The 23,778-nt window shown below is 69.0% G+C and carries 16 protein-coding genes and 1 pseudogene; 8 read left to right on the forward strand and 9 right to left on the reverse strand.

Features of this window, described 5'->3' with window-relative positions; all coding sequences use genetic code 11:
- Nucleotides 1-29 precede the first annotated feature (29 nt).
- Nucleotides 30-245, forward strand: a complete 216-nt coding sequence (locus ACIRC0_RS13890) for a hypothetical protein (RefSeq protein ID WP_366028574.1) — start codon at nucleotides 30-32, stop codon at nucleotides 243-245.
- 184 nt (nucleotides 246-429) lie between these two features.
- Complete coding sequence (locus ACIRC0_RS13895; protein WP_403615525.1) at nucleotides 430-1,950, forward strand: hypothetical protein; 1,521 nt, start codon at nucleotides 430-432, stop codon at nucleotides 1,948-1,950.
- Nucleotides 1,951-2,025: 75 nt separating this feature from the next.
- Here ACIRC0_RS13895 and ACIRC0_RS13900 read toward each other — a convergent pair whose 3' ends face one another.
- Nucleotides 2,026-2,382 (reverse strand): iron-sulfur cluster assembly accessory protein, encoded by a 357-nt coding sequence (locus tag ACIRC0_RS13900; RefSeq protein WP_055491910.1) that lies wholly within the window; start codon nucleotides 2,380-2,382, stop codon nucleotides 2,026-2,028.
- Nucleotides 2,383-2,703: 321 nt separating this feature from the next.
- On the opposite strand from ACIRC0_RS13900, the gene nadA reads away from it, so the two are divergent.
- The gene (nadA, locus tag ACIRC0_RS13905; RefSeq protein WP_403615528.1) at nucleotides 2,704-3,888 is read left to right on the forward strand and encodes a quinolinate synthase NadA; all 1,185 of its coding nucleotides are present in this window, start codon (nucleotides 2,704-2,706) and stop codon (nucleotides 3,886-3,888) included.
- 117 nt (nucleotides 3,889-4,005) lie between these two features.
- Here the strand turns inward: nadA and ACIRC0_RS13910 are convergent, their stop codons facing one another.
- The 4 genes and pseudogenes from ACIRC0_RS13910 to ACIRC0_RS13925 all read right to left on the reverse strand — a co-directional run bounded on the left by ACIRC0_RS13910 (nucleotide 4,006) and on the right by ACIRC0_RS13925 (nucleotide 14,564).
- Nucleotides 4,006-4,476 carry a hypothetical protein gene (locus ACIRC0_RS13910; RefSeq protein ID WP_403615530.1) on the reverse strand — a complete coding sequence of 157 codons (471 nt, stop codon included), beginning with the start codon at nucleotides 4,474-4,476 and terminating at the stop codon, nucleotides 4,006-4,008.
- A gap of 1,110 nt (nucleotides 4,477-5,586) precedes the next feature.
- A pseudogene (locus ACIRC0_RS13915) lies at nucleotides 5,587-5,967 on the reverse strand (RHS repeat-associated core domain-containing protein); the annotation flags it as partial.
- Nucleotides 5,968-6,232: 265 nt separating this feature from the next.
- A complete protein-coding gene (locus ACIRC0_RS13920; protein ID WP_403615533.1) occupies nucleotides 6,233-6,649 on the reverse strand; it encodes a hypothetical protein in 417 nt (138 codons plus the stop codon).
- A gap of 250 nt (nucleotides 6,650-6,899) precedes the next feature.
- Nucleotides 6,900-14,564: a DNRLRE domain-containing protein gene (locus ACIRC0_RS13925; RefSeq protein ID WP_403616484.1), complete on the reverse strand. Its 7,665-nt coding sequence runs from the start codon at nucleotides 14,562-14,564 to the stop codon at nucleotides 6,900-6,902.
- Nucleotides 14,565-15,846: 1,282 nt separating this feature from the next.
- Between ACIRC0_RS13925 and ACIRC0_RS13930 the strand changes: the two genes are divergently transcribed.
- Both ACIRC0_RS13930 and ACIRC0_RS13935 read left to right on the forward strand, forming a co-directional pair.
- Nucleotides 15,847-16,311, forward strand: coding sequence for a hypothetical protein (locus ACIRC0_RS13930; RefSeq protein WP_403615535.1), 465 nt, complete (start codon nucleotides 15,847-15,849; stop codon nucleotides 16,309-16,311).
- Between the two features lie 230 nt (nucleotides 16,312-16,541).
- Nucleotides 16,542-17,516, forward strand: coding sequence for a L,D-transpeptidase family protein (locus tag ACIRC0_RS13935; RefSeq protein WP_403615538.1), 975 nt, complete (start codon nucleotides 16,542-16,544; stop codon nucleotides 17,514-17,516).
- A 126-nt stretch (nucleotides 17,517-17,642) separates the two neighbouring features.
- Here the strand turns inward: ACIRC0_RS13935 and ACIRC0_RS13940 are convergent, their stop codons facing one another.
- The 4 genes from ACIRC0_RS13940 to ACIRC0_RS13955 form a co-directional block, all read right to left on the reverse strand.
- Complete coding sequence (locus ACIRC0_RS13940) at nucleotides 17,643-18,320, reverse strand: response regulator (protein WP_403615540.1); 678 nt, start codon at nucleotides 18,318-18,320, stop codon at nucleotides 17,643-17,645.
- Nucleotides 18,321-18,342: 22 nt separating this feature from the next.
- Nucleotides 18,343-19,572: a sensor histidine kinase gene (locus ACIRC0_RS13945; protein ID WP_403615543.1), complete on the reverse strand. Its 1,230-nt coding sequence runs from the start codon at nucleotides 19,570-19,572 to the stop codon at nucleotides 18,343-18,345.
- A 146-nt stretch (nucleotides 19,573-19,718) separates the two neighbouring features.
- On the reverse strand, nucleotides 19,719-19,997 hold the full coding sequence (locus ACIRC0_RS13950; protein ID WP_403615547.1) for a hypothetical protein: 279 nt from the start codon (nucleotides 19,995-19,997) through the stop codon (nucleotides 19,719-19,721).
- Between the two features lie 25 nt (nucleotides 19,998-20,022).
- A complete protein-coding gene (locus ACIRC0_RS13955) occupies nucleotides 20,023-20,820 on the reverse strand; it encodes a PspA/IM30 family protein (protein WP_403615550.1) in 798 nt (265 codons plus the stop codon).
- 299 nt (nucleotides 20,821-21,119) lie between these two features.
- On the opposite strand from ACIRC0_RS13955, the gene ACIRC0_RS13960 reads away from it, so the two are divergent.
- From ACIRC0_RS13960 to ACIRC0_RS13970, 3 genes are all read left to right on the forward strand, one after another.
- Entirely contained in the window at nucleotides 21,120-21,749 is a 630-nt protein-coding gene (locus ACIRC0_RS13960; protein WP_403615552.1) for a DUF3043 domain-containing protein, read from the forward strand.
- An 83-nt stretch (nucleotides 21,750-21,832) separates the two neighbouring features.
- Complete coding sequence (locus ACIRC0_RS13965) at nucleotides 21,833-22,534, forward strand: class I SAM-dependent methyltransferase (protein ID WP_403615555.1); 702 nt, start codon at nucleotides 21,833-21,835, stop codon at nucleotides 22,532-22,534.
- 71 nt (nucleotides 22,535-22,605) lie between these two features.
- Nucleotides 22,606-23,661, forward strand: coding sequence for a S1C family serine protease (locus ACIRC0_RS13970; RefSeq protein ID WP_403615557.1), 1,056 nt, complete (start codon nucleotides 22,606-22,608; stop codon nucleotides 23,659-23,661).
- The last annotated feature ends 117 nt before the right edge of the window (nucleotides 23,662-23,778 follow it).

Here is a 23,778-nt window from a genome sequence, read left to right on the forward strand (position 1 = left end):
GTGGGCTCGGGCCTGCCTACGGTGCGGCCATGACGAAGCTCGAGGTCCTCGGCACCGCCCCGCTCGGCACGGAACCGGAAGGAGACCTGGCGTCGCTGCGAGGCGACTGTGCCCGCATGGTCCCGCACTGGGCCGCGCCCGAGAAGGCCGCTCCCGTGCCGGTCTCACCGTCCCTGATCCACGGGGTCAGCGTGCCGCCCGCCTCTGCCCGCCTCCTGGACGCGATGTCCGACTACGGGGACTGATCCGCGGCCGGCCGCGGATCAGTCCCCGTACCGGCCGACCGGCGCACCCGCGAGGGAACCGTGCGCTCCCCCGCCGCGTCCCATCGCCGTCCCCCGTAAGAGGGAGGCGGGATACGACCTTCCGTGCCCCTGTTCCGGCACGGCGGGGTCTCCTGGGACAGCGTGGAGCCGAAGGAGCGATGCGGTGAACACCGAGCGACCCGACGACGTGAGCGAGACGGCGGACGTCCCCGAGGAGGGGGGCTGCGCCGTGCCGCGACGGCGTTCCCCGGTGGTGGTCGCGTCGGTCGCGGCCGCGGTCCTGCTGGTGGGGGGCGGCGGGGCGTATCTGGCCACGGCCCTGTCCGGCGGGGCGGGAGGCTCCTCGGCACCGGGCGGTGACGGCGCTCCCCCGGCGCTGGCCCTCGACGGCCGTGGCGGGGTCGGCTCGCCGGGCATCGCGGTGGGCGAGCCGAACCCGTACGGCACGACGTACCGCGCGGCGGGCAAGCTCCCCGCCGGCCCCGGGTCGGCGCCCGTGTACTGGGCGAAGGGCGAGGTGACGCGGGACGAGGTGGCCCGGCTCGCCAAGGCGCTGGACGTGAGCGGCACGCCGCGGCGGGCCGGTGACTCCTGGACGGTGGGCGGCGGCAAGGACGGGGCGCAGCCGCTGCTGCGGGTGGCTGCGCAGGCACCGGGGATGTGGACGTTCAGCCGGTACGGGCCCGGGTCCGACAACCTGTGCCGGGGCACCAAGGTGTGCGCCTTTGCGCAGGGCTCCGCCGAGGGCTCCTCCGCCGCGGTGAGCGAGGCCGTGGCGAAACGGGCCGCCGCTCCGGTACTGAAGGCGCTCGGCCAGGACGACGCCAAGCTCGACGCGCACCAGGTCCTCGGCTCCCTGCGGGTGGTGAACGCCGATCCGGAGGTCGGCGGGCTGCCCACGCACGGCTGGTCGACCGGTGTCCAGGTGGCCGCGGACGGCCGCGTGGTGGGCGGTAGCGGCAATCTGAAGGCGCCGGTCAAGGGAGCGGCGTATCCCGTGCTCGACGCGAAACGGACGCTGGAGCTGATGAACGGCGCGCCGTCGTACGGCCGCAAGGGCGTCGGCGGGTGCGCCAGTCCGGTACCGGTGAAGGAGCGGGACGAGAAGCCCTGCGGGGCGTCCACCGCGGCGCCGGAGCGGGCGTCGGCCACGGTGCAGGGCGCGGTGTTCGGGCTGGCCCGGCACTCCGTGAACGGCCGGGCGGTGCTGGTGCCGTCGTGGCTGTTCGAGGTACGGCCGACCGGGGCCGGGGACGGCCTCACGGTGACGTATCCGGCGATCGACCCGCAGTATCTGACCACTCCGCAGCCGCCGGGGCAGCCGAGCCGGACGCCGTCCCCGGGCACGAGCGCTCCGGGCGGGACGCCGTCCCCGGCGCCCACGAAGCATGACGTGAAGGTGATGGGCTACACCGCCGCCGGCCGGGACCTCACGATCGCCTACGAGGGCGGGGTGTGCGCCGACTACGCGGCGTCCGTGAGCGAGGGCTCGGACAAGGTGACGGTGACCGTGACCGAGACGCCCTGGCGGGGCAAGGTCTGCATCATGATCGCCAAGGTCTACCACGAGACGCTGCACCTCAAGGCGCCGCTGGGCGACCGCCAGGTGGTCGGCTCGGACGGCGCGCCGATCCCGAAGGGGACGGTGCCCGCCGACGGGGCGGGGCCTCCGCTCGCGCGGTAGGAGGCTCCACGGACGGACGAAGGCGGCGCCCCCGGTGGGGGACGCCGCCTTCACACGCCTGCCGGTGGGCGCTGCTCAGCTGAAGGAGTCGCCGCAGGCGCAGGAGCCCGTCGCGTTCGGGTTGTCGATGGTGAAGCCCTGCTTCTCGATGGTGTCGACGAAGTCGATGGTCGCGCCGCCCAGGTACGGGGCGCTCATGCGGTCGGTGACGACCTTGACCCCGCCGAAGTCCTTCTCCACGTCGCCGTCGAGCGAGCGCTCGTCGAAGAAGAGCTGGTAGCGCAGGCCGGAGCAGCCGCCGGGCTGGACCGCGACGCGCAGCGCCAGGTCGTCACGGCCTTCCTGGTCGAGCAGGGCCTTGACCTTGGCCGCGGCGGCGTCGGTCAGGATGATGCCGTCGGTGACGGTGGTGGTCTCGTCCTGTACGGACATCTACATCTCTCCCGGGTTGTACGGAGACTGCTTGCCGACGAGTGCAACCGGCGTGGCCGCGGTTTCATTCCGGGCCCGCGCGCGTCTTTTCGCGTCTCGCTTCTTCCTCATGCTCGCATACCCGCCGGAACACGCATACCGGCCTGTGGAGGGACGGCCGTGGGCGGACCGGGATTCACGTCACATCGACGCTATCGCCATCGTCAAAGTGACGTGAAGCGGTTATGATAGATAGCGTCAATTCGACGAAAAGGCGTGTCCAGCATGTCCCGCCGGCCCTCACCAGGGCCGGCGAGCCGCAGAACAGAAAGGGTGCGTGCCGTGACCACCGCCCAGACCCAGGAGCTCGACGTACAGCCGACGCCCCTCGCCCTCCTGCTGCTCGGCCGTGAGGCCGACCCGAAGAGCGAACGGGGCGTCGAGTGTCCCGGCGAGCTTCCCTCCCCGTCCGACCCGGACCTGGTCGAGCGCGCCCGCGCGGCCAAGGAGAAGCTGGGCGACAAGGTGTTCGTGCTCGGGCACCACTACCAGCGCGACGAGGTCATCCAGTTCGCGGACGTCACAGGCGACTCCTTCAAGCTGGCCCGGGACGCCGCGGCGCGGCCGGAGGCCGAGTACATCGTCTTCTGCGGTGTGCACTTCATGGCGGAGTCGGCGGACATCCTGACGTCCGACCACCAGAAGGTGGTGCTGCCCGACCTCGCGGCCGGCTGCTCCATGGCCGACATGGCGACGGCCGAGCAGGTCGCCGAGTGCTGGGACGTGCTGACCGAGGCGGGGATCGCCGAGCAGGTCGTGCCGGTGTCGTACATGAACTCGTCCGCGGACATCAAGGCGTTCACGGGCAAGCACGGCGGCACGATCTGCACGTCGTCGAACGCGAAGCGGGCGCTCGAGTGGGCGTTCCAGCAGGGTGAGAAGGTTTTGTTCCTGCCGGACCAGCACCTGGGCCGCAACACCGCGGTGCGCGACATGGGCATGTCGCTGGACGACTGCGTCGTCTACAACCCGCACAGGCCGAACGGCGGCCTGACGGCCGAGCAGCTGCGCGCCGCGAAGATGATCCTCTGGCGGGGCCACTGCTCGGTGCACGGTCGCTTCAACCTGGACTCGGTGAACGACGTGCGGGAGCGGATCCCCGGCGTGAACGTGCTGGTGCACCCCGAGTGCAGGCACGAGGTGGTGACGGCGGCGGACTACGTGGGTTCGACCGAGTACATCATCAAGGCGCTGGAAGCGGCCCCGGCGGGCTCGAAGTGGGCCATCGGCACGGAGCTGAACCTGGTCCGTCGCCTGGCGAACCGTTTCGCGCCGGAGGACAAGGAGATCGTCTTCCTCGACAAGACGGTCTGCTTCTGCTCCACGATGAACCGCATCGACCTCCCCCACCTGGTGTGGGCCCTGGAGTCCCTGGCCGAGGGCAACCTGGTCAACCGCATCGAGGTGGACAAGGAGACGGAGGCGTTCGCGAAGCTGGCGCTGGAGCGGATGCTGGCGCTGCCGTAGTGGCGAGGTGGTCCGACGTGACAGTGCCCCGGCCGCCCTCACCGGCGCCGGGGCACTGCCCTGCGCGTACGAGTGCCGCCACAGAGCCGTCGACCGTCGGACCGTCGGATTCGCCGGTCAGTTGCGGTCGCCGCTCGCTGCACAAGCTCCCGTGACCACCGCCCGCCCTCCAGGCGCCCTCCCGTGCAACCTCAGATAGAAGCGCTGTAGGGACTCCTCGGGTCCGCCCGCCTCGAAGCGGTTGCCGACCTTGCCGAGCGGGTTCCAGATCCGTCCGTCCGGCATGCGCACGCCGACCGGCTGCCCGAAGTAGGCACGCTGATCGGCGTCGAAGTCCACCCACACCGCCCCCGCGCGGCGCACGAGCACCTCACCGACGTACGCTCCGACCCCGAAGAGCGCGTCCCGCGCCCTGTCCCAATCGGCGCCGCCCTTGCGCAGCCCGTCGATGAGGAAGTCGACGACCCGCAGACTGGCCACGGAGTAGTCGAGCGGCAGCCGGTGGCGAGCGGTGACACGCGCGACGAAGCCCGCGGCGTACCGCCTCATCTCACCGGCACTCACCACACGTTCGTTCCCCCTGGCCATGGCCCCCATCCCTTCGCTCGGCGGCGGGGGAAGCCCGAACCGATTCCCCCGCTTGACCAAGCGGATGCCGTCTCTTGAACATCACAAGTCATGGGCATGGCAATCGTCACATGGAAAAGTCACAGACGGCGTACAACCTTTTCACCGCTCACGCGCCCCGCTCACCAAACCCGACTGGTGGTGCTCCTACCGGGTCGCCCTCGCGGCGCGCGGCGTCGACGAGCCCGCAGGACGTAGGGCGAGCAGGCCGGCCGCGGCGCGGGCCGGTACCGCCCTCGCCGCTGTGCGCGGTGGTCACCGCCAGGGTGTCGCGTCCGGCGTCAGAAGGGTCTTCATACGGCCTTCGTCTCGACTGTCCGCGCATTGGTGACGGGGCCGCGGCTGCGCGGCCTGGTCCGTGAGGACCCGGGCCGTGACCCGGAGCCGACCGCGGCCGTCGTCGACTCGCAGTCGGTGCGGGCCGCCGCCACGGGATTTTCTGTGCACGCCCCTCCTGCACGGAAGGTGAGGCCCCCCCCGGACCAACCGGAGCGGAGCCTCACCCGTTGGGCGGCAGAGATTCCGCCGCCCGCTACATCATTCGTACGTCTCGAAGATCGGACGCTCCACCTTTCCCGCAACGGAGAACGGGCGGAAGTCGCGATCTGTCAGGACGCGGTAGATGAATTCCGTGGTCGAGATGTCGAAACGGTGCCAGTCCTCCAACGGATCGGTTCGGGCCACGATCGGCCATTGCTCGGGGCGTGCTGAAGCGTCGGCGAGCCAGTAGTACTGGTCCTCCGTGAGGGAGTTCCCCCAGAGGATGAGTCCGCTGCCGCCGGCGTCGAACACGTCGTAGGGGTCGAAGAGCGTGCTCGGCTGACCGCTCTCGCGGCGCCGCCGTTGCGACTTCCATCGCCCCAGCAGCCCGTAGGAGTCGACGGCATTCGGGGGCAGCAACTCCAGGTACCCACTGAAAGCGCCGTGACGAAACGCCTCACAGAGCTTCTTGTAGTCCGCCGGGAGTTGCGTCCCGAATTGCTCCTCGATGTCATCCCAGTCCACATCCCGCCGTGACGCCTCCCAGCGAGTGACGGAGATGATCTCGTCAACTCTGTCCATGGTCTCTCTGATCTCGACGTTGCTGATGGGATTGCCGCTGCCGAACGCGTACCGGTTACCGGTGAAGGGGTCGGCTCCGAGGCCCATGTCGGACAGGGCGCCGTTGTACATGTCCCGGGTGGTGAAGCGGTTCAGGCCCGGGTTGTAGTCGCGGAAGCGCATGTCGTACGTACCGGACTGGGCGTCCCAGCGCTTGGCGTTGTAGCGGTACGGGTTGTACGCCTCCTTCGTCGGATCGGCCGCGTCAGGCTTGTCGATGCCTGTGAACTCGGACGCGTCGTCCTTGCCGTAGGCGGTGTAGCCGTACGTCGCCTTCGTGTCGCCGTATTTGTCCGTGAGGGTCTCGACGTCGGTGTGGGTGTTGTAGCCGTAGTAGCCGTCCTCGGTCGTGCTGCCGTGGGGTGACTCCCCAGCGAGCAGCGACGAAATCCCTTCGTTCGCCCCGCTGTTGCACGGCGTCGACCTCACCCATGCCGTGATCACGGCGGACGCCCTGCACACCCGGCACGGCCACGGCACCTACCTGCCTTTAGCGCATCCGGGCCCACCACCGCGACGAGATCCGCCGGTTGAAGACCGCCGCGTTCGCCCACCTCGACTGCTGCGATGTCCACCGCGGGAACGGGGGTGGTGTGCATGACCCCCCAAAGGGGGCTCACTGGCGGACGAGGTTCAAGCTTTCCAGCAAGGTGAAGAACAGATCCTCTGCGAACGGATCGGCCTCGCGTTGGAAGAGCTCCACCAGCGGGGCCGTCGCCACCGCACGCCCCGCCAAGCGGGCCCACTCGGCAGTGTGTGCCGCAGCCTGTTCCGGCGCCAGCATCCAGTCCTCCAGCCGTTGCCCGTCTTCAGCCAGATAGCGCCCCATTGCTTCGGGGCTCAGGCAAGCTGTCCAGTTCCCGTGCGCGACGTCAGCGGCCTCGATCACCACGCAATCACTGTCCATTACGAATCCGACAAGCGCAGGCTTGCCGGTTTCCTCGGCGAGAGCAACGGCAAAGTCATCGGCTTCGATGGCGGGTTCCGCCGGATGCTCCCAGAGCTGCCAGTCTCCGGACAGCTGCCGATTCATCGTCAATCGTGGGGTCGCCCGCGCACAGGCCAGGCTCCCGAGTGGGGAGGCGGATTCGGCAACAGCGAAATATCCCCAATATCCCATCGTATCTCTCCACTCACCGTGTTGTTGGATGCCGTGCCAGCCGGCGCAAACCCAGCCGGCGCGCCATGATCCTATCGTTGTGACGAAACTATGGCTCCGCGACGAGGCGGGCCCCTCCCGTCAAGGTGCAGACAAGAGAGGCCCGCTGGGGTTCATCGGTCACTCACCATGCAACCAATGGACCGCCAAGTCCAGGAAGTGGACCGACCACAGGATCCTTGGGCATCCATGGATTGTTTGACCAGTCGTGATTGGTGATGTTTTCGTGCCACCAGTCCCGGAACTTGTCCAGCGTGCTCGGACCCGGCTCCTCGACGGGTTCTTGGACTGGTTCCGGAACAATAACGGGTGGGGGCGTCGCTTTGGTGGCGCTGTAGACGATCACTCCCTTGTCGGTCGGGTGGGACGTGGCGACCACCGTCTCGTTGGTTTCCTTGACGTACCCTACGGCGGGCATCGACAGGTTGAAGCCGGGCACGATGTCGAGGCCCTTGTACGACGGGTCCTTCTTCATCGCCGCGATGTAGTCGGTTAGCTCCCCCTTTCCGGTGGCTCCGATGCCTACACTCTTCACCTCCCACACGAAGAGCTTGTTGCCCTCCCTGTAGCAGATGTCCGCGAAGCCGGGCTTATTGGTTCCCTTCTTGCTCGCTCCGTCGATCTCGCACTCGGTCTTCACCTGGAATGCGGCCATCGGATTGCCCGTACGCATAAGGCCTTGCAAGCGGATCACGGAAGCCGCGGCGTCCCGGGCACGATTGTGCCTGGACGCGTTGTACTTCCACGGCTTGTCCTTCTTGTTGATCGGATTCGGGGTACGGCCGATCGTCACGGCCGTGCAGCCCCTGAGGCCCTCACACATCGCGTCAACCGAGGTGTGACCGTCCACTTCGATACCCGAAATGGGGTTGCCCCCGGCGAAGGCGTACCGATTGCTGGTGTACGGGTCAGTGCCGAGATCCATGTCGGCGAGGGCGCCGCTGTACAGGTCCCGGGTGGTGAAGCGGTTCAGGCCCGGGTTGTAGTCGCGGAAGCCCATGTCGTAGGTGCCGGACTGGGCGTCCCAGCGCTTGGCGTTGAAGCGGTAGGGGTTGTACGCCTCCTTCGTGGGGTCCGTGGCGCTCGGCTTGTCGACGCCGGTGAACTCCGACTCGTCGTCCTTGCCGTAGGCGGTGTAGCCGTACGTCGCCTTCGTGTCGCCGTATTTGTCCGTGAGGGTCTCGACGTCGGTGTGGCCGTTGTAGCCGTAGTAGCCGTCCTCCGTCGTGCCGTCGCTGTTGTACGTGATCTGCGACAGGCGCTCGCCCCACGGGCTGTACTGGTACGACTTGGTCAGCGTGCCGGCGACCTTCTCGTCCAGGACCTCGTTCGACAGACCCAGGTACTCGAAGTCGGTCGTCTTGCCGTCTGCGGTCTTGGACGCGGTGCGGTCGAACGGGTCGAAGGTGTACGTCGTGGACTTCATCGCACCCGTCGAGTCCATCTTCTGGGACTCGATGACGTGGTCGAAGCCGTCGTAGACGCTCCGCTCGATGATCTTGCCGCCCGAGGTGACCGATTCCTGGCGGCCCAACGGGTCGTAGTTGTAGTTGGCCGTTGCACCGCTGGTGGTGGCGGTGAGCAGTCGGTTGCGGTCGTAGTTGTAGGTGGTCGTGGTGCCCTTGACCGTCTGGCTGATCACGTTGGCGTTGTCGTCGTGGACGTACGTCTCCGTGCCCGCGCCGTTGCCGGACTTGACCGCCTTCGCCAGCCGGTCGGCCGGGTCGTAGGTGTAGTCCGTGGTCGAGGACAGGTACGCCGCGTGGTCGTCGGCGTTCATCTTCTTCGCCACGTCCTGCGCCTTGTTCCCGTTGGGGTCGTAGGCGTAGGTGTGCGAGGCGACGAGGGTGCCGTTGCCCTTCTTCTCGGTGGTGGACTTGACCGTGCCGTCCAGGTAGTAGGCGTAGTCGACGGTGTTGCCGTTGGCCTTGGTCTCCTTGAGCTCCTGACCGCGGTCGGTGTAGGTGTAGGACGTCACCTTCGGGTTGGTGTCGGTCGCGCTCTTGCCGACCGAGACCGTCTGCACCAGTTCCCGCAGGTCGTACGTGTACTTCGAGAACTGGTCGGGGTGCGTCACCGTCTCCGGCTTGCCGTCCGCGTCGTAGGTGTACGACGTCGACTTCTTCTCCGTGCCGGCGAGCGACTCGGTCACCTTCTGAACCTCGTTGAGGCCCGTGTATGTGACCGTGTAGGCGTCGATCTTGGCGTTCGACGAGGTGTCGTCGACCTCGGTCAGGTTGCCGTTGAGGTCGTAGGAGTAGCCGAAGTTCTTCTTCTCCGTGTCGGCCGGGTCGCCGCTGGTGTCTCGGACGAGCTTCACGCCGTCCGCGACGACCACTCCGCCGCTGTTCTGGAACAGCTGCAGCTTGGCCGCGTTGCCCTGCTTGAAGGAGAAGGAGCCCAGCGAGACCCAGGTGCCCTGGTTGGCGGTGGCGCTCTGGTCGACCGTCTTGTCGGCCGTGCCGCCGTCGTACGTCACGGTGTACTTGGCTGTCGTCGCGGCGCCCGTAACCTTCGGGAACTTCACGTACGCGGTGTACGTGCCGTCCTTGGGGATGTTGAGCGTCCACGTGAAGGCGTCCGTGCCCGTGCCCGCCGCGTGGGTGAGGTGGTCGTAGCCCTGCTGGCCGGCGATGTCACCGGACGTCCAGGTGCCGGTCTTCGACGTGTTCTGGGTGTCGGAGTCGTCCACCAGTGCCACCGACTGGCCGACCGGGACGCCGTCGTCCGCACGGGACTTCAGAGCGCCGTCGGGGTAGTACGACCACGTCATGGTGCGGTTCGACGAGCCGTCCGCGGCGGAGATGGTCCGCTTGGTCTGGGCGCCGAGGTTGTCGTAGTCGTAGTCGGTGACGATGGCCCACGGGTCGGTGGACCTCTTCACCCAGCCGTTGTCGTAGTAGTCGTAGGCGGTGTCGTTGCGGACGGTCTCGCCCTCGGACGGCGGCAGCGAGGTCTTCGCCACCCGGCCGACCGCGTCGTAGTCCGTGCGCATGTAGACGTTGGGGTCGTTGTAGCGGGCGTCCGCCGGGTCGTACGGCTCGTACTGCTTGACCGGGCGGTTGAGCGCGTCGTACTCCGTGCGCTGCGTGAAGGCATCGGTGGAACCGGCGGCCACGGCGCGCGGGGTGAGCACCTTGGTGACGTTGCCGACCTGGTCGTACTCGTACTTCGTGGTGTTGTACGTGATCGTCGACGTGCCGTCGCGCGGGACCTTGACCTGCGCGGTCTTGCCGCGCTCGTCGTAGGTGATCAGCGTGGTGTTGTTCTCGGCGTCCGTGGTCGAGGTGACCAGGCCGTCCTTGTCGTAACCCTTCTTCGTGGTCTTGCCGGCGGCGTCCGTGACGGCCGTGACCCGGTGGTCCAGGTCGTAGGCCGTCTTGGTCGTGTAGTCGGTGGTGTCGGCCGTCGCGTTCTTCTTGGGGTCGACGACCGTGACGACGTTGCCGACGTCGTCGTACTCGTAGGAGACCTTGTCACCCTTGGCGTTGACCACCGAGGTGAGCTGGTAGATCTCGTCGTAGGTGTTCGTTGTGACGTAGTCGGTGGTGTCCGTCGTCGTCGCCGTGCCGTTGGGCTCGGTCGTCGTCCTCAGGTTGCCGGCCTTGTCGTAGGCGTACGACGTGGTACGCGGGGCGGTGTTGTTGTTTGCCGGCGCGGTCGCCGAGGTGATCTCGTCCGCGTTGTCGTACACCGCCGTGGAGACCGCACCGTTGGGCGCCGTCGACTTGGTGACGTTGTCGTTGGCGTCGTACTCCGGCGCCGGGGTCGTGACGTACACGCCCGCCGCCTGGTCCTTGGGTACCGTCTTGACCAGCGGACGCCCGAACGTGTCGTACGTCTGCGTGGTCACCTTCTGGTTGGCGTCGGTGACCTTGGTGACCCGGCCCCGCTCGTCGTACTCGTACTTGGTCGAGTTCTGCAGCGCGTCGGTGATCGTGTTCGGGTATCCGGTCGGACCGAAGCCGGTGTACGAGGTGGCGTGGCTGTTGGCGTCGGTGGCCTTGGTCAGCTCGCCGTAGGAGTCGTAGGCGTACGTCGTGGTGTAGTCGCCCGCCGTCGTCGTGGCGACACCCTTGGGGTCGGTGACCGTGGTCAGGTTGCCGAAGCTGTCGTAGCCGAACTGCCAGGTGCGGCCTTCCGGGGAGGTCTTGCGGAACAGGTCGGCCGAGTAGCCGTCGGCGCGGGTCTGGTACTCGTACTTCGCCGCGTTCGCCGGCCACTTGGTGGAGTCGGTGACGCAGGTGGTCGTCTGGTCGGGGACGCCGGCCTTGTTGTTCTCCGCGTCGCGCTGCCAGAGCGGGTAGCCCGTCTTCTGGTCGTAGCAGTACGCGGTCTTCGCGCCGTTGGCCTCCTCCAAGTAGGTGACGTTGTTGTCCGCGTCCCACGACATCTTCGCCGTCTGGGACTTGGCGTTGGTCGTCTGGACCGGGCGGCCGAAGTCGTCCGTGACGTACTTCGTGGCGTGCGACTCGGCGTCTGTGACCGTGGTGTCGGTGAATTTGGTGTTCGCGGTGTCGGCCGCGTACGCGAAGTTCGTCGTGCCGTTCAGGCGGTCGGTGATGGTCTTCGTCCACCAGTGGTACTTCGGGTCGTCACCGGTCTGCGGGGCGTAGTACGCCAGCTGGGTGGCGTGGCCGCGCGGGTCGGTGGCCTTGACCAGCTTGACGTTCTTGTTGCCCTGGGTGGCGTCGTAGGTGAACGTGAAGACCTTCGGCTGGGAGGAGCCGTCACCGTCGGTGAACTGCCCCAGCAGGCCCTTCGTCGTATAGTAGAAGGAGATCTTGCGGACGGGCAGGCCCGAGACCGAGCCGGAGATGTCCGTGATCGACTTGATGTGGTCGTAGATCTTGGAGTTGGTCAGGTTGCTGCCGGTGACCTTGGCGCCGGTGTCGTCGATGTAGTCGTACGACGCGTCGCCCTTCTTGTAGTACTCCACCGTCAGCGACTGCCGGCCGGCCGGGTCGGTGATGTAGGTGAGGAACTTCGTCGGCTTGTTGTTGGACTTGCGCTCCTCGTACGTGTACGTCTGCGTGTTGCCGTTCTTGTCGACGATCGACGTCAGGTAGCCGTCGCAGCCGAAGTAGAAGCGCGTGCCGTCGGGGCGGAGGAGGGTCCAGGCGTCCGGGACCGGGTCCTTGTCCGGGGTGCAGGACAGGCCCGCCTTCATCGTGATCTGGTAGTGGACGCCCGCCGGGGCCTTCCAGGTCCCGTCGGCCTGCTTGGTGAAGACGTGCGTGGTGCCGTCCCCGTCGGGCAGGCGGATCTCGGTCGGGTTGGGGTTGGGGTGGAAGTCCAGCGGTGCCCCGAGCCGGATCGGCCCGGCCAGCTGCGCGGACCAGCCCGCGCCCGAGACCGTGTCGGAAGTGTCCAGCGAGTTGTACGCGAAGCGCGCGAACGTCGTCAGACCGCGGCCGGGGTTGGAGAACGCGTTGTAGGACCACACGCTGTTGCCGGAGGCGAGGTTGTTCATCACCGTCGAGCCGGCGCCGGTGTTCTTGCCGGTGTAGGAGTAGAACTTCTCCAGGCCAAGGGCGTCGGAGGTCGGGTCCTCGACCGCCACGTTCTGCTTCAGCGGCTGGATGCTGGTGTTGGTCGCCGACAGCCAGGAGCCGTCGGAGACCTTCTTGACGTCCCAGCCCAGCACGTAGTCGGTGCGCTTGCTGCCGGAGTCGGAGTTGATCGGTGTCTTGACCTGCGCCTGGATCGTCGCGGACTGGCCCGGGTTGAGGGCCGGGATCGCCGTGGAGAGCTGGTTGCCGCCGTTCGTGACGTCCGTGCCGTCCGGCAGCTTCCAGGTGTACGACAGCACCCGCTCACCCGACGCCCACGCCGTGTTCGTGGTGTTGGTGACCGTGAAGTCCACCGTGTACGTCGAGTTCGGGGTCATCCGGGCCGGGGTCTGCGGCGCGTAGTACGTGTCATCCGTCGTGGAGTCCACATAGATCACCCGCAGCAGCGGGCCCAGCTGATAGTCGGAGGCCTCCGAGGACAGGAACAGCGTGCGCTCCTGCGGCCCGGTGGACGACTCGTCCTTCAGCTTGACCAGCGCGCCGTGGTTGGAGGACGGCGTCTTCGTCCAGCCCTGCGTCAAAGAGGTCGCGTCCCACCAGCGGCGGCCCACCTCGGAGACCTGTGCCACCGTGTCGGACACCGTCGCCGAGTAATCACCGCCCGCCGTCGTCCACGCCGTGGTGGAAGTGGCGTTGTTCCACGTAGCCTGGGTCTCGCTGAAGTCCTTGTTCAGGCCGTGGAGTTCGTAGACCGCACCGTTGGACCCCGTAGTGGTCTCCGCGCCCCACATGAACAGACGGGACTCCAGGACCGTCGCCGTGGTGGGAATGGCGGAGGTGTTGAAGTCCAGCACGGCGCGGGCCTTGCCGTAGGTGGTGGAGTTGTTGCCCACCTCCAGCCACTTCTGGCCCACCCCGTACGAGGCGATCGTGTCCTCGTTCGCCGTCGGCTGACCCGAGGACAGCGTCGTGTCCGACACCGCAGACGTGCCCTGCAGCAGCCGCATCGTCCGGCCCGCCTTCGGCACACCCACGATGCGAGTCGGGGAACCCAGCAGCTGGCCGTTCTTCGTCTTCACCGCGAGCTGGTAGTAGTACGACCGGCCGATCTCCACCGACGACGAGTCCGGCGTCGGGGTCGCCGTAGTGTCCGTGTAGGCGGTCGCCGACTTGTCGATCGGGGCGACCAGGGTGGCCGCAGACGGTGTGAACGCCTGCTGCGTGGAACGGTGCAGCTGGTACTCGACGATGTCGTAGCCCGAGTCACCGGTGGTGTTCGAGTACGTCTTCCAGGACAGCTCCGGGCCGGTGGAGTGGATCACCGTCGGGGAGTTCAGCGTCGTGCCGATCTTGCCGTACGTCACCGTCAGCCGCGGGATCGTGGACGTCTCGCCACCGTAGTCACCGTCACCGGACTCGTAGCGCGGGCCGCCGGTCGGCGCGGTGGAGGACTCGTCCGTCGCCTTGAGGACGAACCCGTTGTTCGCCGAGGTGCCGTTGATCCACTGCTGGACGGTGTCGGTCACCGGGAACTTGTGCCACTGGTTGTACTGTCCGGCGCTCTTGGTGATCGTCGCCGGGTTCACCCAGCGCACCGCGTCCGCGATCACCGACGTGGAGGTGGAGGCGGGACCGTCGCCGAGGACGACCTTGCCGGCCGTGCCCTGCGAGAAGTTGATCTCGTTGCCGCCGTTGAGGGAGGCCCACACCCCGTTGGTGCCCGACTGCTGGTTCACCGTGTACGTCGTGGACCCGCCGCTGCCCGTCACCGTGTACGGCGCGTTGGTCGCCCGGTCCGAACCCGCCACGTAGTGCACGTCGACGCGGTAGGAGTCGCTCTCCGGGAGCTTGGGCTGCCAGGTGTAGGTGTCCCCGGCCACCGAGTCCTTGTTGGAGTGGTAGTCCGAGCCGATCCCGGACGACGACGACGTCGCCGGCCAGGTGCCGGTCGCCGCCGTGGTGCCCGCATCGCCGTCGTCTACCTGTACGCTGGTGCCGGACAACTCGCCCACCAGCGACGACGTGTTGGACCAGGTCGCCGTGGACTCGTCCCATGCCCCGGTCGCCCGGTAGGCGCCGATGGTGACGTTGTTGGCGTTGGTGGTGTGCGCCTGGTCGTAGTACATCTCCAGGCGCGCCGAATCGATCTTCGTACCCGAGGGGATCTCGCTCAGCGGGAACTTGATCAGCGAACGGGAGATACCCGTGTCCGTCTTGCCCGCCGACAGCTTCCACGTGGTGTTGAAGTTCGTCGACGCCTGATCCGACAGGACCATCGTGTCCTGGGAGTCCGTCGGACTGGGCGCGATCGTGATCGTCGGGTCGATCACCACCGGATACTTCCGGTCCTTCGACGCCAGCCACCCCGCGTCCGGCGTGACCGTCAGCTTCCAGGACTTCCCGGCCCGGGTCAGCTTCTGGGTGACCTCGGTGCTGTAGGTCTCCCCGAAGACAGACGTGTCCGCCTTCTTCGCGTCCGTCATGAACGGCGCCGGGATCACCATGACCGGGGTGTTCGGCAGCTCCCCGTACAGCGCGATCGAGCCGTCCTTGCGGGCCTTCGGCACCAGCCCGTCGGTGTTCAGCGTGAACGTGAACTTCAGCGGACCCGACGGGCGCCGGGCGAGGGTGATGTTCTCCTTCACCCGGCCGCGGCCGACTCCGTACGAGATCTCGGCGCCGTGCGCCCGGTCCTCGTACGTGACCGTCGAGCCCTTCGCCTTCGGTTCCAGCCGCTTGCCGGCACCCTCAAGACCCAGGGTGACCGACCGGCCGTCCGGCGACTGGAAACGCACCAGACGGCCGGCGTCCGAACCGAACCAGCTCCGGCCCTCGTTCGTCGTGTTGGAGAACTCAAAACCCTTCGCCGACGAGGCGCGCACCGAGGTGTCGATCGGCTTCCATGCCTTCGATCCCGCGTCCCGGTAGGAGGTCGGCAGCGCCGACAGCTCCGCCTGCACCCGGCCGTCCGAGAGCTGCCAGAAGCGGGCGTTCGTCGTCCGACGGCCCGTCAGCTCCCTGACCCGCTTCGCCTTCGGCGCGACCCTGCCCTTCGGCAGTTTCTGCCGGTCCGCAATCCCCAATTCGTCATGCGACGGCGGCTTTCCGTTTTCTTTGCCATCCTCAAACCACCCCTTGACGGTGTCGATTATTCCCTTTCCGTCACCGTCGGAGGCGGGGGCCGCATAGGCGATCTGGGGCAGCGCGGTACTTGTCACCGCGGATACCACCAGGCACGCCAAGAGCCTGCCCAATCTGGGTCTCACGCCACACCTTTCCCTGAACAGTCGTCATCGAAGCAACTGCCCGCCGACGTCTTCCATCTGGGATGACGGCACGTCACAGGCAGCGGCGCCGGGTTTCTAGTCACGCGGCTGACTCTGTGTCAAGCGATCGGACATAGGGGGAACTTGGGGGGTTCCCCGGCACTTGAGGCCGAATCAGCCAGCCCTGTTGTCCGATATTTCCGCTCGCTGGCCATGACGATTCGGCGTGGTGTATAAACGCCCGGCTCCAACCCCCAGCACCCGAATATTCCGAATTTCAGGGAGACCATCCATGGGCGGCGAAACCCAGGAATCCGAAACCGCAGGAAAGCAATCCGGTGACCGTCTCGGCCTGGTCATCGGCGGCACCCTGCTCGCCGCCTGCGCGGGCCTGGTCCTCTATGGCGTGCTCGGCACGGGAAAGGACGACAGCACGCCGGAACGCCGTACTCCGACCGCCGCGGTGACGTACGAGGTGACCGGCACCGGCACCGCCGACATCACCTACCAGGCACGCAGCGCATCCGGTGAAGCCACCGTGGTCAAAGCGGCCGCACTGCCTTGGCACAAGACGGTGGACGTCCCGCTCGGCAAGGAACCGACCGTCAGCATCGTCCTCGGTGAGAAGGGCGGTCAGGCCCTCTGCGCGCTCGCCGTCCGCGGCAAGCACGTCCAGAGCGCCACCGCCGCGGGCAGGTTCGGTCGGGCCACATGCTCAGGCGTACTGCCCGCCGCGGCCGGCGGGCACGAGGGCTGAGCGCCGCCGGTCGTCCCGTCGAGCCCGTCCAGCCCATCCATGCACCGACACATCATCCGAATTGTCCCCACGATCGGGATCCGGCGCCCAACTGAGGTGTGACCGGTCCGACTTCGCGGGGCCCACACCGCTTCCGCGGTGATGTGCGCCGACCGCCACCCGTTCCGGTGCGCCGGCCGCAACCCATTTCCCACCCCTGTTCTCGTCATCCGTCGAAGGGTCCCTTCGTGATGCCCGCTTTCTCTCCGCCGCCCGCCTCCATACCGCTCCCCTCCCGCACGCGAAGACTCCTCGCCGCGCTGGCCGCGAGCGGGGCACTGCTCGTCGCCACCGGCTGCGGGAGCGAGAGAGGCGATACGGGCACCGCCGAGCAGGTGGCTGCGGACGCGGGCGACTCATCCCCCATGCCCGGTGCTTCTCCGAGCGGCTCCGCAAACGCGTCCGCCTCGGCATCCCCCTCCACCTCGTCCTCGGCATCCGCCAAGGCCGGTGACAGCGCCTCCCCCAGCGCGCGTGCGAGCGCCGCCGCCACGACGAAGACCGACAGCGGCACCAGTAGCGGTACCGCGTCCACGAACAGCAGCCGGCAGAACTCGGGCACCGGCAGCGCCCCCGACTTCCCCGTCCCCGTCGACGTCGGCAACGCCACCCAGGTCGTCACCGTCAAGGCCAGCGGCTCGTACGCCACCGTCACGGCCTGGGCCAAGGGATCATCGGGTTGGAAGGCGCAGTTCAGCACAAGCGCCGCACGCGTCGGCTCCAACGGCGTGGTCGACGGATCGACCCGTCGGCAGGGAACCTGGACCACACCCTCCGGCACCTACACCCTCACCGAGGGCATCGGCGTCGAGTCCAGCGGCACGAGCATGCCCTACCACGTCGTCACCGACACCGACTGGTGGGTGGAGGACCCCGAGTCGACGTACTACAACTCGATGCACAGCGAGGCCGGCGCCGACTTCCCCCTCACCGAAGCCGGCGACCGCGGCAGCGAACACCTCGTCGACCACCCCACCCAGTACGCCGAGGCCCTCGTCATCAACTACAACCGCCGGCCCGCCGTCCCCGGCCGCGGCGCCGGAATCTTCCTCCACGTCAACGGCTCCGGAGCCACAGCCGGCTGCGTCTCCGTGCCCCGCGCCACGATGGACCGGATCATGTCCTGGATCACCCCCGGCAACCACCCCCGGATCGCCATCGGATGACCAGCATGCGGTAGGACGGGGTCAGCTCCCCGGCAACCGCGCACCCCGACTCGCCGCGACCCGCAGACGATCCGCCGCCGCGCGGCGAGTCGTACCGGCCAGGTGGACCCTTCGTCCGGAGGCCGCTCAGTCCACCCGTGGACGCACCAGCCCCGACTCGTACGCGATGACGACGAGCTGTGCCCGGTCGCGGGCGCCCAGTTTCGCCATGGCTCGGTTGACGTGTGTCTTCACCGTCAGCGGGCTGACCTCCAGGCGCTCGGCGATCTCGTCGTTGGAGTGACCGCCGGCGACCTGGACGAGCACCTCGCGCTCCCGGCCGGTGAGGGTGTCGAGCCGGTCTGAGTGGGCCGGGTCGCGGCTTTCGTCGTCGCCCTGGGCGAGGAACCGGGCGATGAGCCCCTTGGTGGCGGCGGGCGACAGCAGTGCCTCGCCTCCGTGCGCCACGCGGATGGCGTTCAGCAGGTCCTCGGGCTCGGAGCCCTTGCCGAGGAAGCCGGACGCGCCGGCGCGCAGCGACTGCACGACGTAGTCGTCGACCTCGAAGGTCGTCAGTATGACCACCCGGACGTGGGCGAGGGCCGGATCGGCGCTGATCAGGCGCGTGGCAGCGAGGCCGTCCGTGCCGGGCATGCGGATGTCCATGAGGACGACGTCGGCGGCGCACTCCTTGGCCAGCCGTACCGCCTCCGCGCCGTCGGACGCCTCGCCCACCACCTCCATGTCCGGCTCGGAGTCGACGAGCACACGAAAGGCGCTGCGGAGCAGCGCCTGGTCGTCGGCGAGGAGGACGCGGATGGTCATACGGGCGCTCCCTGGGCGGCGGTCACACGGTCTCCCCGGCTGCGGTCGTCGTGTGGGTCTCGACCGGCAGGATCGCATGGACCCGGAAGCCGCCTCCGTAGCGGGGACCGGTGGTGAGGGAGCCGCCGACGGCAGTGACGCGCTCCCGCATGCCGAGCAGGCCGTGGCCGCCGTGGCCGTCGTCGTCGCCGGGTGCGGTGTCCTCGCCCGGGCCGTCGTCGAGGACCGTGATCTCCACGTCCGGGCCCACGCGGACGACGCTGACCTCGGCCTTGGCGGTGGGCCCCGCATGCTTGCGCACGTTGGTGAGGGCCTCCTGGATGACGCGGTACGCGGCCAGGTCCACGGCGGCGGGCAGGGCCGTGCCGTCGTCGGCGCGGGCGACCTCCACGGGGAGGCCCGCGCTGCGGAAGGTGTCGGCGAGCTCGTCGAGGCGGGCGAGGCCGGGGGCGGGTTCGGTGGGGGCCTCGGGGTCGCCGGACTGGCGGAGCAGGCCGACGGTGGCGCGGAGTTCGTTGAGTGCGGAGCGGCTGGCCTCGCGGACGTGGGCGAGGGCTTCCTTGGCCTGGTCGGGCCGCTTGTCCATGACGTGGGCGGCGACTCCGGCCTGCACGTTGACCAGGGCGATGTGGTGGGCGACGACGTCGTGCAGGTCGCGGGCGATGCGCAGCCGCTCCTCGGCGACACGGCGGCGGGCCTCCTCCTCGCGGGTGCGCTCCGCACGCTCGGCGCGCTCCCTGATGGCCTGCACGAAGGCGCGGCGGCTGCGCACGGCGTCGCCGGCCGCGGCCGCCATGCCGGTCCAGGCGAAGAGGCCGAGGTTCTCCTGCGCGTACCACGGCAGGGGGCCGGCGAGCATGGCGGCGCCGGTGAGCACGGTCATGGTCAGCAGGCCGACGCGCCAGGTGGTGGGGCGGTCGGTGGTGGAGGCGACGGTGTAGAGGGCGACGACGGCGGACATCGCGACGGGGGCGCGCGGGTCGGCGGTGACCAGCTCCACGAGGGAGAGGGCGACGGTGACGGCGAGCACGGCCATGGGGCGCCGCCTGCGGAGGACCAGCGCTCCCGCGCCGAGCGCCATGAGGGCGAGGCTGAGGGCGTGGGGTGTGTGGGCGCCCCAGGTGGCGCCTTCGCCGTGGGGGTCGGCGAAGGAGGTGGCCAGCATGGCGACGAGGACGCCGAAGGCCAGCACGGCGTCCAGGGCGAGGGGGTGGGCGCGGATCCGGCACCGGGTGCGTTCTAGGGTGCTCACGGCTTTCACGGTACGGGGCGCCCGCGGTGGGCGGAACCAGGGTCGAGTGTGCCCGGCGGTGCACGCACCGTCCGGTGGCTGCTGCCCCCGGACCCCCGCCATCGGCCTGAAGGGTCCTCGTCACCTCGGCTGAACAGTGCCGCCTGTCAGCCCGGGATCAGCCCGTCCCCGCTCAGCATCTCCCGGACCTCCTCCAGGCTCGCGTCCGGCGACGGCAGGATCAGCTCCGACGGTTCCAGGGAGTCGTCCGGAAGCGGGGCGCCCAGACGGCGGACCTCCTCGAGCAGCGCCGTCAGGGTGCGGCGGAAGCCGGCCTCGTCGCCGTGCTCCATCTCCGTGAGCAGCTCGTCGTCCAGCTTGTTGAGCTCGGTGACGTGGGTGTCGTCCAGGCGTACCTGCCCCTCACCCATGATCCGTACGATCATGTCGCCTCCTCGGGCGCGAGACCGGCTACTGCTTGTCGAAGCGCGGGGTGTCCTGCGGCTGGGACTGGTTCTGACCCTGCCCGGTGCCGCCCTCGATCGCCTGCCGCTGGTCGGACGGGCCTCCCGCCAGCTCCGCCTTCATGCGCTGCAGCTCCAGCTCCACGTCCGTACCGCCGGAGAGCCGGTCCAGCTCGGCCTGGATGTCGTCCTTGGCCATGCCGGAGGGGTCGTCCAGGGCGCCGGAGGCCAGCAGCTCGTCGATCGCGCCGGCGCGGGCCTGGAGCTGGGCCGTCTTGTCCTCGGCGCGCTGGATCGCGAGGCCGACGTCGCCCATCTCCTCGGAGATGCCGGAGAACGCCTCGCCGATCCGGGTCTGCGCCTGGGCCGCCGTGTACGTCGCCTTGATGGTCTCCTTCTTCGTGCGGAAGGCGTCCACCTTCGCCTGCAGCCGCTGGGCCGCCAGCGTGAGCTTCTCCTCCTCGCCCTGCAGGGTCTGGTGCTGGGACTCCAGGTCCGTCACCTGCTGCTGGAGCGCCGCCCGCCGGGACAGCGCCTCGCGGGCCAGGTCCTCGCGGCCGAGCGCGAGCGCCTTGCGGCCCTGGTCCTCCAGCTTCGACGACTGCTGCTGGAGCTGGTTGAGCTGGAGCTCCAGGCGCTTGCGCGAGGTGGCCACGTCCGCCACGCCGCGGCGCACCTTCTGCAGCAGCTCCAGCTGCTTCTGGTACGAGTAATCGAGGGTCTCGCGCGGGTCCTCGGCCCGGTCAAGGGCCTTGTTCGCCTTCGCGCGGAAGATCATCCCCATACGCTTCATGACACCGCTCATGGGCTTCGCGCGCCCCCTTCTGACCGACTCCGGCTCACAGTCCTGCGACAGAACCCACAGTACGGGCCCTGCATCCATTACCGCACTGTTCGGGAACGGATGCGGTCATCCCCAAGGACGACTGCGTACGGTCCCGCTCCGGCGTAGGGAGTAGGTGTCCCCCGGGCTTGCGTACGGGGGGACGCCGGGATTCCCTCAGCCATCCTGTGGAAGAACGTCGCCGGTCTTCCCTTTACGGCCGCTCTGTCCCCCTGGAGACGAGCGGTGTTGCCGGATCGTTCCCCACGGGGCTGGGGTCCATGCGGGGGTACCCCGTACCCTTGGGTTTTGTGTTCCGTAGCCGTGCCAAGGAAGAGAAGGCCCCGATCGCCGACAAGGCGCCGGTGAGCGACTCCAAGCAGCCCCGTCACCCGCAGGCCCCGAAGGGCAGGCCCACACCCAAGCGCAGTGAGGCCCAGTCCCAGCGGCGCAGCGTCGCCAACACCTCGATGTCGCGCAAGGACGCCGCCAAGCGGCAGCGCGAGGAGCGGCGCGCCGCGCTGGAGAGGCAGCGTCAGGCGCTGGCCGGCGGGGACGAGCGGTATCTGCCGGCACGGGACAAGGGTCCGGTCCGCAAGTTCGCGCGCGACCACGTCGACTCCCGTCTCAACGTGGCGGAGTTCTTCCTGCCCATGGCCGTGGTCATCCTCGTGCTGAGTGTGGTGCGGGTGGGCGCGCTGCAGTCGATCGCGCTGCTGCTGTGGCTGATCGTGATCCTGGGGATCGTCGTCGACTCGGTGTTCTCCGCGTTCCGGCTGCGCAAGCGGCTCAGCGAGCGCTTCCCCGACCAGAACAAGCGGGGCGCGGTCGCCTACGCCCTGATGCGCTCCCTGCAGATGCGTCGGCTTCGGCTGCCGAAGCCGCAGGTCAAGCGCGGAGAGCGGCCCTGAGCACGACGTCTTTCTCCGGGGGCGCGGCGGATGCCTGGCTGAGCAAGCTCGGTGGGCTGCGTGATGTCGTACGGCAGGAGCTGGTGGCCCGGCAGCTGGACGAGCAGATAGCCGGGCGGTTCCCGGTCGGGCAGCGGCTGCGGGTGCTCGACGTGGGCATGGGCCAGGGGACGCAGGCACTGCGCCTGGCCCGGGCGGGGCACCAGGTGACCGGGCTGGAGCGCGACGAGAAGATGATCGCCGTCGCCCGCGAGGCCCTGTCCGGGGAGCCGGAGGGCATCCGGGAGCGGATGCGGATCATCGAGGGCGACGGCCGGGACACGGGCGTGCACTTCCTGCCGGGCAGCTTCGACGTGGTGCTGTGCCACGGGGTGCTGATGTACGTCGAGGAGCCGGACGCCCTGCTGGCGGGGATGGCCCGCATGCTGGCGCCCGGTGGACTGCTCTCCCTGCTGGTGCGGAACGGGGACGCGCTGGCGATGCGGCCGGGCCTGTCCGGTGACTGGGCGGGCGCGCTGGCCGCGTTCGGCACGGTGTCCTACACCAACCGGCTCGGCCTGGAGGTGCGCGCGGACCGGCTGGCGGCGCTGACCGCGACGCTGGCGGGGATCGGCGCACCGCTGCACACCTGGTACGGGGTGCGGGTCTTCACCGACACGGCGGCGGACAATGCGGCGGTTCCCGCCGATGTCGAGACGCTGCTGGCGGTGGAGGAGCGCGCCGGACGGACGGACCCGTACCGCGGGGTCGCCGCGTTGCTGCATCTGTGCGGCGTGCGCGGCTGAGAGCCGCCCGGCCGATCCCGTTCGGGTGAGCACCGGGGGCAGGGCCGCCGGCCCTTGGTGACACTCGGGGCATGGACGCTTCCCGTACCCGTGTCCCGTACCGGCTGCGCGCCCCGCTCCTCGTCTGCTGTCTGGTCCTGCTCGGCGGCTGCACCAGCGGCTCCGGGTCCCCGGCCAGGACGGAGGACACGGCGAGCGCACGGGCGGCCCCGACCACGGCGGCGGACGACCTGCAGAGCGACTACCAGCGGGTCGTCAAGGACGTGCTGCCGTCCGTCGTGGAGATCCGGACGGGCAACGCCCTGGGGTCCGGCGTGGTCTACGACGGCAAGGGGCACATCGTCACCAACGCCCATGTGATCGGGCGCGACCGGGCGTTCGAGGTGACCGCCGCCAACAGCGAGCAGCCCCTGACCGCCCGGCTCGTCTCCTCGTACCCGGAGCAGGACCTCGCCGTCATCCGGCTGGACAAGGTGCCGCGCGGGCTGAAGGCGGCCGCCTTCGGGGACTCGGCCAAGGTCGAGGTGGGGCAGATCGTGCTCGCCATGGGCTCCCCGCTCGGGCTCGCGTCGAGTGTGACGCAGGGGATCGTGTCGGCGACCGGACGGACCGTCAGCGAGGGCGGCGACGGGGGCGCCACCATCGGGAACATCTCGGCGGCGATCAACCCGGGCAACAGCGGGGGCGCGCTGGTCGACCTCGGCAGCCAGGTCATCGGCATCCCCACGCTCGCAGCGGTCGACCCGGAGTTCGGGGGCGGCGCGGCGCCCGGCATCGGCTTCGCGATCCCGGCGTCCCTGGTGAAGACCGTCGCCGACCAGATCATCAGGACCGGGCACGTCACCGAATCGGGACGCGCGGCCCTCGAGATCTCGGCCCGCACGGTGGTGAACGACAGCTACCAGCCGGCCGGGGTCGCGGTGGTCGACGTCAAGAGCGGGGGCGCGGCCGACAGGGCGGGGCTCAGGGCCGGCGACATCATCACCGGACTCGGTGACACGCGCATCACCACGGTGACGTCCCTCGCGGAGGCGCTCGCCGGTGACAGGCCGGGGCAGCGGACGACGGTGACGTTCCTTCGGGACGGTCACCGCAAGACGGTGGACGTCACCCTGGGCGAGCAGTAGGGGCGGGGGGGGGGGCCGGGCCCCCCCCCCCCCCCCGGGGGCCGGGGGCGCGCCCCCCCCCCCTTGGGGGGGCGGCCGGGGGGACCGGGCCCGGTGGGGGCCCAAAACAACGCGGGG

The organism is Streptomyces sp. NPDC093984 (assembly GCF_044764595.1).
In the GTDB taxonomy this organism is placed as follows: Bacteria; Actinomycetota; Actinomycetes; order Streptomycetales; family Streptomycetaceae; genus Streptomyces; species Streptomyces cynarae.